The following is a 9,249-nucleotide window of genomic DNA, read 5'->3' on the forward strand; positions in this document are numbered from 1 at the left end:
CGGGCTGTCCGTGCGCCAGATCATGACGGCGATGGCCGACGTCACGGGAATCGACTTCGAACCTGAAATCGGTCCGCGGCGGGCGGGGGATCCGGACCGGATCGTGGCCGACGGCACGCTGGCTGCCCGCGATCTCGACTGGAAGATGCGGCACTCCGTGGACCAGATGGTGGCCAGCGCCTACGACGCCCAGCGGCACGCCATCACGGCCAACTAACAAGCCGCTGGAGCGGGTGTACAACCTCGGGTCCGGGGACGGGCTGTCCGTGCGCCAGATCATGACGGCGATGGCCGACGTCACGGGAATCGACTTCGAACCTGAAATCGGTCCGCGGCGGGCGGGGGATCCGGACCGGATCGTGGCCGACGGCACGCTGGCTGCCCGCGATCTCGACTGGAAGATGCGGCACTCCGTGGACCAGATGGTGGCCAGCGCCTACGACGCCCAGCGGCACGCCATCACGGCCAACTAACGCCCGCCACCAACACCGGCCACCGGGACACGGCGGCCCGGCTGGCCGGGGTGACCCGGTAGCCGGTGCCGCCTGCTGGGCCCTTAGCGGTTAGCGAGGGCCCGGGACCGGGCGCGCAGCTTCTTCGCGAGCTGGGCGCCTTTGCGGGCCAGCTGGTAGCTGCCGTAGCGGACCTTCCGGACGGGCAGGTCCCACGTTCCGGGATACGCGATCCCGCGGCCGCCGAACGACTTCTTGAACGCCGTGAACCCGGCCCATTTGTGGTCGGGCTGGTCCTCCGGCGCCACGCCCCAGAGATCCACGTGCTTCAGACCCTTCGCCTGGGCGTCCGCGATCAAGGTGACAAGCAGGGGGATGCCCGCGCTGAGCTTGCGGTGGGTGTCGTCCAGGGCGGCGTGCGCGTAGGTCCGGGTGTCGGCCGAGTCGTAGGCCAGGGCTGCGGCGATGGGGTTGCCGTCGAGCTCCGCGATGAACAGCGTCGCCGCGCCGGCCGGCATCAGCGAGAGGGCCACCTGGGTCAGGTACTCGTCGCTTTGCGGCTTGAAGCCGTTGCGCGCGGCCGTCATGTGCAAGAACTCCAGGAGGACGGCGATCTCTGCCGGGTCCTGGCTGGAGCGGAACGTCACGCCCTTCTTGTGGATGTTGCGGAACAAGTTCCGGTTCGCCGGCTTCATATCCGCCAGGACGTCCTTGAAATCCCGGTCGAGGTCCACAATCCAGCTGAGCTCGGGCTGCTGGCTGGCCGGGGCCGGCTGCAGGCCGCGGCTGCGGAGTACCGAGTCGGCCTCGGCGGCGGTGAACCCTGCGGTGACCGGCTCAACGCGGACAAACACGGCCCCGCTGCTCCGGGCGAGGTCCGTCAGGGCCGCCAGCGCGGCGTCGAAGGCTGCCAGTGACTCGGCGACCGGGCCGTAGGGGGAGTACAGCAGTTTGCCGGCCGGATTGGATTCCTCGACCGCGAGGAAGCGCCACCCGGGCCCGGACTGTTCGTGGACGGTGCGTCCCAGCGAACGCTGGAACTGTGCCCACTGCGGGCTCTGCAGGAAATAATCCATGGTGTCAGGCTTCCAATGCGGTGGTGACGGCAAATGCAAGGGCGGGGCCGGTGGCGCCGGAGACGGCATGGACGTTGACCGGTGCCTCGGCGGCGGGCAGGAATGCACTGGCGCCCCGTTCCAGCCGCAGCTCGCCCTTGGGGGAGTCGAGGCGGACGGAGCCGTGGGTGACGATGACGACGGCGGCACCGGACTGCGCCAGCGGGACGGGCTCCGCGCCGGGCGCCACAACAATTCGCTGCAGCTGGAATTCCCGGAACGGCGGCCGGAAGAGTTCCTGGCCCAGCATGGTGGTCTCGGCGGGGAGCATGGGCACGGCGACGGCCTCGAACGCCACGGTCTTCAGCAGTTCCGGCACGTCGACGAATTTCGGCGTGAGCCCGCCGCGGAGGACGTTGTCCGAGGACGCCATGACCTCGATGCCGAGGCCGTGCAGGTAGGCATGGACATTGCCGGCCGGGAGGTACACGGCCTCACCGGGGGCGAGGGAGATCCGGTTCAGCAGCAGGGAAATCAGCACGCCCGGATCTCCGGGGTACCGGCCGTTCAGGCTCACCGCGGTGGACAGTGCCGCCTCGTGCCCGGCCATCGGGGCACCGGAGACGAGGGCCGCGATGATCGTCGCCGTCGCCTCGGCGACGTCCCCGCCGCCGGTGATGAGGCGTTCGAAGGCGGCGCGCAGGGCCGCGGGTTCGTCCGGCTGCGCCAGGTCCTCGAGCAGCAGCGGGACCAGCGGCGGCAGCTCCAGCCCGGCGAGCTCGAAGCACGCCGCCAGATGCTGGAAGACCGCACGGGATTCCGCGGCCGGCCGGAACCCGCAGAGGGCCTCGAACGGAGTCAGCGCGAAGATCATTTCGGGCTTGTGGTTATCGTCCTTGTAGTTGCGCTCCGTCGCGGCGGGGTCGACGCCGGCGGCTTCCTCGCGCGCGAAGCCCTCCCGGGCCTGGGTGAGCGTCGGGTGCACCTGCAGGGACAAGGGCGCCTCGGCCGCGAGGACCTTGAGCAGAAACGGCAGGCGCGGACCGAAAGCGGTCACGCTCGCGCTGCCCAGGCAATGTTCCGGATCCTCGGCGATCAGGGCATCCAGTGGCAGCCGTCCGCCGTCGTTCGCTGCGGGTGCGTGCCGGCCGGCACCGCCGGGCGCCGGCGTCAGCGCGACGGACGGGGAGTCCGGGTGGGCGCCGATCCAAAGCTCCGCTTCGGGACCGCCGGAAGCCGGCCTGCCCAGCAGCCCCGCGATGGCCGTCGGGGAGCCCCAGGCGTAGGGCCGGAGGACGTTCTCAAGTTCGTACATGGCCTGGTCCCTGTCTGATCAATGAAATGTCTCGTCAAAGAAATGTGGTCGCACTGCTGCGCTCAAGGCTGCTGCCCGGGGTTAGAGCGGTGCGCACTGTCCGTTGGTGGCGACGAGGTCGCGGATCGACTGCTCGTCGCCGTTGCGCTTGAACTGGTTCAGCATCTCTTCGGTGATCGGCTCGCCGTCCGGCGTGGTGGTCACGGGGGTGAAGTCCGACGGCGCGGGCGGGGGATCGGTGGCCGGGAGGGGGCCGGCGGCGGAGACCGGCCCGGCGGCCGTTCCGGGCTGCAGGACCGCATCGTCAACGGCGTGGTCATCAGCTGCGGCACCGGCGGACGGGCTGGCCAGCAGTTTGGCCACCCGCGCGTGGATGACGTCGAAGTCCGGGGACGTGGAGAAGGCGGCGTCGAAGTCCGGCGGACCGATGGTCAGGCGGCTGACGTCCTGTCCCTTGGCCTTCATGGCCAGGTCCACGAAACTGCCGAGCTGGCCGGAGGAGATGTTCGACTCGACCACCTTGGTGCCGGCCTTGGCGATGTCCTCAAACTTGGCCAGCAGTTTTGCCGGGTCGAGCTGCTTCAGCATCGCCTGCTGCACGCACTGCTGGCGCTGGATGCGGGCATAGTCGTCCACGAATTCCCGGGACCGGCCGTACCAGAGGGCGTGGAAGCCGTCGAGTGTCTGGTCTCCGGCCGGAATCCAGCCGTCCGGCATGCCGTGGATGCCGTTGGCCTCATCCACCATCGGCCCGCTGATGGGGACCCAGCCGCCGGCCTTGATCCGGATGCCGCCCATGGCGTCGATGAGCTTGGAAAAACCGTCCATGTCCACGAGCACGTAGGCCTGGACCTTGATGCCCAGCGTTCCGGACACCGCTTCGAGGGTGGCCTGCGCCCCGGGGTCGGCCACCCCGGGATAGAGGTCCTGGTGCTGGTTGGTGACCTCGGTGTTGATCGCGTTGATCAGGCATTCGTCGCCGCAGTTGTAGCCATCCGGGTACACCTGGCGCATCGGCGACTCCGCGCTGAACTGGGCGTTCTGGAGGTTGCGGGGCACGGAGATGATCGCCGTGCTGCCGGTCTTGGCATCGACGCTGATCACCGAGAGGCTGTCCGGCCGGCGGCCTGTGCGGTCCGCTCCGGCGTCGCCGCCCATCATCAGGAAGTTGTACCGGCCCTCGGACGGCTCAAGGGTGGGGCCGGAGCCGGAGAAGATGCTGCCGATGGCGTTGCGGCTGACATTGAGCAGATAGGCCGCGTAGCCCAGGGATCCGCTGCTGAGGATCATGGCCAGCACGAGCGCCAGCACCACCGCGGGACGGATCCTGGGCGCCAGCATCCCGGGCCGGATCAGCCGCAAGGTGTTCAGGAACAGGGCGGCCCAGCCGATGGCCAGGCAGGCGAAGCCGAGCACCAGCAAGAGCGAAGGCACCGTGCCGGTGAGGAGGTTGATCAGCGTGGAGCGGGACACGAGCAGGAGCAGTACGGCCAGCAGGGCCAGCGCCCAGACCGTAAAGGTCACGCGCAGCGCGGCCCGGCCAAGCCGGCGGTTGCCCGCGACGGTTTGGGCGCTGCCGGGAACCAGCAGCGTCATGAGGATCAGGACGAACGCCCGCTTGGTGAGCACCGGGGACGGGGCGCCGGAGGGGTGCCGGACCGGATCGCCCAGTGCCCGCCCGGACTGCTCAGGGCGGTGTGTGGGGGCGTAGCTGCTGCTCATGCCGGGATTCCTAATGGCTGCCTTAATTGCCGCTACGCGGGGTGACGTTTCCGGCGGCGAACACTTCGCTGACCTTGTGCCGCAGGTTCGCGCCCTTCCGGGTTGCGACGTCATTCAGCTCCTGGGCGAACTCCAGGAGGTCCGCCCGGAGCTGGACTGCCAGTTCATCCGTGCCCGAGGCCAGTATGCGCACGGCCAGGAGGCCGGCGTTGCGCGCGCCGCCGATCGAGACGGTGGCGACCGGAACGCCTGCCGGCATCTGCACGATGGACAGCAGGGAATCCATGCCGTCCAGGGTCTTCAACGGCACGGGGACGCCGATCACCGGCAGGGGAGTGACCGAGGCCAGCATGCCGGGAAGATGCGCGGCGCCGCCGGCGCCGGCAATGATCAGGCGAAGACCGCGCTCGTGGGCGCTCTGGCCGTAGCGGATCATCTCCGTGGGCATCCGGTGGGCCGAGACGACGTCGGCCTCGAACGGGATTCCAAACTCGGCGAGGGCTTCGGCGGCGGCTTCCATGACCGGCCAGTCCGAATCCGAGCCCATGACGAGGCCCACGAGCGGGGTGTCCGCGCGGGTGCCGGCGAGGGGGGTTCCCGCTTCGTTGGCTTTGGGGCTGGCTGCGGTGCTCATGCGGTCTCCTCGGAGGTTGCCGGCCTTGCGCCGGCGTGGGCCCGGCCGTTCCGGATGATGTCGGCCACGGTGGTGGCCCGCTGCCGCACGGAGTCGACGTCGGCGGCTGAGGTCCCGACCAGGTTGACGTGGCCGATCTTCCGGCCGGGCCGGACGGCCTTGCCGTAGCAGTGCACCTTCGCGGCCGGCTCGCTCGCGAGGGCGGCGGGGAAGGCGGAATAGAGGTCCTGGTTGGCGCCGCCGAGGAAGTTCTTCATCACCACGACGGGCCCCAGCAGGTCAGTGGCGCCCAGGGGCAGGTTCAGGATGGCCCGCAGGTGCTGCTCGAACTGGCTGGTCACCGAGCCGTCCTGGGTCCAGTGCCCGGTATTGTGCGGGCGCATGGCGAGTTCATTGATCAGGAAGCCTGCGCCCACGCCCGGGGTCTCGAAGAGTTCGACGGCCATGACACCGGTCACGCCGAGTTCGCCGGCGATCCGGACCGCGGCGTTTTCCGCGGCTGCGGCAACATCGATGGAGATGTCCAGGGCCGGGGCAATGACTTCATCGCACACCCCGTCGACCTGGATGGTGTGCACTACCGGCCATGCCCGTGTTTCACCGTCCGGCGTTCTCGCGACCATGGCCGAGAGCTCGCGGCTGAATTCCACCTTGGCTTCGGCCAGCAGGGGGGACATGGCCTCGAACCAGTCGGCGGAGGCCGCCGCGTCCTCGGCCGAGGAAACGATGCGCACGCCCTTGCCGTCGTAGCCGCCGCGGGGCATTTTCAACACCACCGGCCAGCCGGTCTGCTCGCCGAAGGCGACGAGGTCCGCGACATTGGCGACGGAGGCCCACGTGGGGTTCGGAAGCTCGAGCCGGTCGATCGCGGCGCGCATCACCAGTTTGTCCTGGGCGTTGACCAGGGCATCCGGGCCGGGATGGACGTTCACGCCGGCATCGATCAAGGACCGCAGGTGCGCCGTGGGGACGTGTTCGTGGTCGAAGGTCAGGACGTCGAGGCCGCGGGAGAACTCGAGCAGATGCTCCAGGTCCTTGTAGTCGCCGACCGGGGCGTTAGCCACGGCAGAGACTGCGGAGACGTCCTCGCCTTCGGCGAGAACACGGAGCTCAAAGCCCAGGGCGGTCGCGGCAGGGGCCATCATGCGGGCAAGCTGGCCGCCGCCAACAACACCGATTACAGGAAAAGTCACAAGTCCCAGCCTACCGAAAACCTCACGGGAACCCGGCTTTTGGGGATTGGCAAGCGCGGGAACCGTGCCGGGACGGGGGTTTCGCACCCGCGCGCCCGGCGCCCGCCGCCGGGTGCGCAGGGAGCCGTCTGAGCGGCCGCTGCGGGCGGACTCCCGGGAAACGGCGCTAAAATGGGCGTTTGGCCCAATGGCCGACAGTTCCAGAAGGCCACGGAGGGTCATGATTACTACACTTAACGAGCGCATGCGCGGGCTTGCCTCGCTGTTCTGGCGCGAAGTGGCCAAGTTCGGTGCCGTCGGCGGCATCGCGTTCGTCATCGACAACGGACTGACGTTTTACCTGATGCACGGTCCCATGACCGACAGCGAGGCCAAGGCCCGCTTCTTCGGGGCCAGCGTGGCGACGGTCTTTTCCTGGGTTGCGAACCGTTTTTGGACGTTCCGGCACCGCCGGCAGGCCAACGTGCTGCGCGAGTTCGTGATGTTCCTCATCATCAACGGGATCGGCATCGGCATCTCCACCGGCCTGACCGCCGTCGCGAAGTACGGCTTGGGAGTCACCGACAAGAACATGCTCTTCCTGGCCGGGGTGGTCGGCATCCTGGTCGCGACCGTGGTCCGGTTCTTTGCCTACCGCTTCCTGGTGTTCAACCAGGAACTCGACGCAGAGCCGGAGTTCTCGCACGACCACGAGATCATCGAACGGCACCCGCACTCCCAGCCCGTTGCCACGTCGGCCGTCAGGGAATCCGTCAACGATCCCGAATTGCCCGGCCCGCCGGCCTAAGGAACCGCCCTCCCGGAAGTCAGTGCCAGGGGATCAGCGCCCGCTGATGCGCTCGGCGTCCCGCAGTTTGCCGGTCACCTCTACCTCGGGGTGCACCAGGACCACGGAACCGTCGGCCTTCCAGGTTCCCAATGACTGCGCAAGGACGGTTTCGAGGCCGTCGGCCGCCGGAACCAGCAGCCGCAGTCCGGGGTCCTGGGCCGTGGCAAAACCGTCCAGGAGCGCCCCGTGTGCATGGACTGCGCCGTCGGAGGTGCGGACCGCGAGACGTTCCGCCTCCGGATCCACGTGGGGCATGAAAATGTCGCCGTGGGAGCGGACCTCGGCGGCATAGTCGAGGACGCCGCTGGGCAGTTCACCCGTCCACCGCATGGCCAGTGCCGGCAACGACACGGCCAGGACGGCGTCGAACCCGCCCGCGGCAGCGCCCGGACCCGGGTCCGCGGTGGCCAGCAGGTCCGCCTCCGCGTCGTCGAAGACCACTTCCATGCCAAGCTGCCAGGCCGCGAGGGCCAGGATCACCGACTTCCAGTGCGCGGGCAGGTCCAGGCGCAGCCGCATGCCCGGTTCGGCGTCGAGTTCGTCCTGCAGCAGGTTGGAAGTCTTCGCGACCCAGTTGTCCAGCACGCGGCCAGAGAGCTCAACCCGTTCCGCATCGGGGCCGTACCAGGTCAGCCGGGGCGCCGTGGCCTGGCCGGAGCGCAGCGCTGTCATCAGGTCGATTGCCGGAATGCTCATGCCCTCATCTTGCCACGGCTGTTGTCACGGCCAATCAGCCCCCGGCTCCGTGACGTCCGTCACCCCGGCGGCCCCCGCGTTCGGCGGGGTCCGCGCAGGGCGCGGGAAAATTTCCCGAAAATTCAATGAAAAGCCCCAAAAGTGCTCAGTACCCTGATTATTCCGCGGGTTCTCGCGGGAGAGGCGAAAAAATTCCGGGCGTGGCGTGCCTCCACTTTGTGTATCAAGTTGATTATTATCTCCGCCGTGGCTTGACTCCCGGATACTTACACGCGTGTAATTAGTTATCTAAAGCCACTGCACAAAAACCGGCACTCAACCGAGTGTCCAAGGGGGTCTTGCAGTGGCTGCAAATCAGGAGGGGGACGCCATGGGGCTAGCAGAGCGTATCCATGAAGATGCTGTAGTTGCCGGCCAGGCCACGGCGAAATACCGGTCACGCGGCGTGCCGACTGACTGGTACGTAGATCCGGCGGATCCGGACGCAGCTGACCGCTATAACGAACACACCAAGGATTCCCTGCAGGAGGCCGCCACGGCCTTCCTCGCAGCGCACGACGAGCTCCTGTCCGGCCCGGATCATGACACCGATCCCCTCGACCCGCCGATGGAGCTCCATTCGCCCGGTTCCGGCACTGCCGGGCAGCCAGTCTGGATCGGACTGCCGTCCCGGCAGGACTTCGACGACGAGGGCGAGCTCGGCTGGCAGACCGATGCCCTGTGCGCCCAGACTGATCCCGAAGCCTTCTTCCCCGAAAAGGGCGGCTCCACCCGCGACGCCAAGAAAGTCTGCGGCGCCTGCAACGTGCGTTCCCAGTGCCTCGAGTACGCCTTGTCCAACGACGAGCGCTTCGGGATCTGGGGAGGCCTCTCCGAGCGCGAGCGGCGCCGGCTTAGGAAGCGAGCAGTCTAATTCTTCAAGAAGTACGAGTCACCGCCGTCGTGGTCTCCCACGACGGCGGTGATTTTCTCCCCAGGACCCTCGCGGCGCTGGCGGCCCAAACACGGCCCGCCGACGCCGTGATCGGTGTCGACACCGGATCCCGCGACCACTCTGCCGCCCTCCTTGAACAGGAACTGGGCAAGGCCAACGTCACAGTCTTCGACCAGCCCAGGTCCGGCATGGGCGGAGCCGTCATGGCCGGGCTCAAGGCCCTGGCGCCGTGGCCTGCGGAGGGCTCCGCCGCCACGGCGCCGGGCACCGACTGGATCTGGCTGCTGCACGACGACGCCGCACCGGCGCCCGAGGCCCTGGCCGAACTCCTCCGTGCGGTCGAGCGGGCGCCGTCGGTCACGGTGGCAGGCTGCAAGCAGCTGGACTGGCATGCCGAGCGGCGGCTGATCGACGTCGGG

At 68.5% G+C, this 9,249-nt stretch carries 9 protein-coding genes and 2 pseudogenes; 5 read left to right on the forward strand and 6 right to left on the reverse strand.

The window, feature by feature from the left end:
- Positions 1–217, forward strand: a pseudogene (locus Y706_RS30310) (UDP-glucose 4-epimerase); the annotation flags it as partial.
- Between the two features lies 1 nt (position 218).
- Positions 219–473, forward strand: a pseudogene (locus Y706_RS0115925) (UDP-glucose 4-epimerase GalE); the annotation flags it as partial.
- An 83-nt stretch (positions 474–556) separates the two neighbouring features.
- Here Y706_RS0115925 and Y706_RS0115930 read toward each other — a convergent pair.
- From Y706_RS0115930 to Y706_RS25835, 5 genes are all read right to left on the reverse strand, one after another.
- Positions 557–1,528, reverse strand: coding sequence for a lipid II:glycine glycyltransferase FemX (locus Y706_RS0115930; protein WP_028277385.1), 972 nt, complete (start codon positions 1,526–1,528; stop codon positions 557–559).
- A gap of 4 nt (positions 1,529–1,532) precedes the next feature.
- Entirely contained in the window at positions 1,533–2,822 is a 1,290-nt protein-coding gene (gene manA / locus Y706_RS0115935) for a mannose-6-phosphate isomerase, class I (protein WP_028277386.1), read from the reverse strand.
- An 81-nt stretch (positions 2,823–2,903) separates the two neighbouring features.
- On the reverse strand, positions 2,904–4,544 hold the full coding sequence (locus tag Y706_RS0115940; protein ID WP_028277387.1) for an LCP family protein: 1,641 nt from the start codon (positions 4,542–4,544) through the stop codon (positions 2,904–2,906).
- Between the two features lie 22 nt (positions 4,545–4,566).
- A complete protein-coding gene (gene purE, locus Y706_RS0115945) occupies positions 4,567–5,091 on the reverse strand; it encodes a 5-(carboxyamino)imidazole ribonucleotide mutase (protein WP_043436294.1) in 525 nt (174 codons plus the stop codon).
- A gap of 83 nt (positions 5,092–5,174) precedes the next feature.
- Positions 5,175–6,323, reverse strand: a complete 1,149-nt coding sequence (locus tag Y706_RS25835; protein WP_043436295.1) for a 5-(carboxyamino)imidazole ribonucleotide synthase — start codon at positions 6,321–6,323, stop codon at positions 5,175–5,177.
- A gap of 268 nt (positions 6,324–6,591) precedes the next feature.
- Between Y706_RS25835 and Y706_RS0115955 the strand changes: the two genes are divergently transcribed.
- Positions 6,592–7,158, forward strand: a complete 567-nt coding sequence (locus Y706_RS0115955; RefSeq protein WP_028277389.1) for a GtrA family protein — start codon at positions 6,592–6,594, stop codon at positions 7,156–7,158.
- A gap of 33 nt (positions 7,159–7,191) precedes the next feature.
- On the opposite strand, the gene Y706_RS0115960 is transcribed toward Y706_RS0115955, so the two are convergent.
- Positions 7,192–7,896, reverse strand: a complete 705-nt coding sequence (locus Y706_RS0115960) for a TIGR03089 family protein (RefSeq protein WP_028277390.1) — start codon at positions 7,894–7,896, stop codon at positions 7,192–7,194.
- 370 nt (positions 7,897–8,266) lie between these two features.
- On the opposite strand from Y706_RS0115960, the gene Y706_RS27550 reads away from it, so the two are divergent.
- Positions 8,267–8,809: a WhiB family transcriptional regulator gene (locus Y706_RS27550; protein ID WP_052355088.1), complete on the forward strand. Its 543-nt coding sequence runs from the start codon at positions 8,267–8,269 to the stop codon at positions 8,807–8,809.
- Positions 8,809–9,249 (forward strand): glycosyltransferase family 2 protein (locus tag Y706_RS25840; RefSeq protein WP_275450886.1); only part of this gene is annotated, 441 nt, incomplete at its 3' end. The genes Y706_RS27550 and Y706_RS25840, both read left to right, overlap by 1 nt.

The sequence above is a fragment of the Arthrobacter sp. I3 genome, assembly GCF_000520575.1.
Lineage (GTDB): Bacteria > Actinomycetota > Actinomycetes > Actinomycetales > Micrococcaceae > Arthrobacter > Arthrobacter humicola_A.

Coding starts and splice junctions, on each gene's coding strand:
- Y706_RS0115940 (WP_028277387.1), bottom strand. CDS start 4,544: ATGAGCAGCAGCTACGCCCCCACACACCGCCCTGAGCAGTCCGGGCGG.
- Y706_RS0115955 (WP_028277389.1), top strand. CDS start 6,592: ATGATTACTACACTTAACGAGCGCATGCGCGGGCTTGCCTCGCTGTTC.
- Y706_RS27550 (WP_052355088.1), top strand. CDS start 8,267: ATGGGGCTAGCAGAGCGTATCCATGAAGATGCTGTAGTTGCCGGCCAG.
- purE (WP_043436294.1), bottom strand. CDS start 5,091: ATGGGCTCGGATTCGGACTGGCCGGTCATGGAAGCCGCCGCCGAAGCC.
- manA (WP_028277386.1), bottom strand. CDS start 2,822: ATGTACGAACTTGAGAACGTCCTCCGGCCCTACGCCTGGGGCTCCCCG.
- Y706_RS0115930 (WP_028277385.1), bottom strand. CDS start 1,528: ATGGATTATTTCCTGCAGAGCCCGCAGTGGGCACAGTTCCAGCGTTCG.
- Y706_RS25835 (WP_043436295.1), bottom strand. CDS start 6,323: ATGATGGCCCCTGCCGCGACCGCCCTGGGCTTTGAGCTCCGTGTTCTC.
- Y706_RS0115960 (WP_028277390.1), bottom strand. CDS start 7,896: ATGAGCATTCCGGCAATCGACCTGATGACAGCGCTGCGCTCCGGCCAG.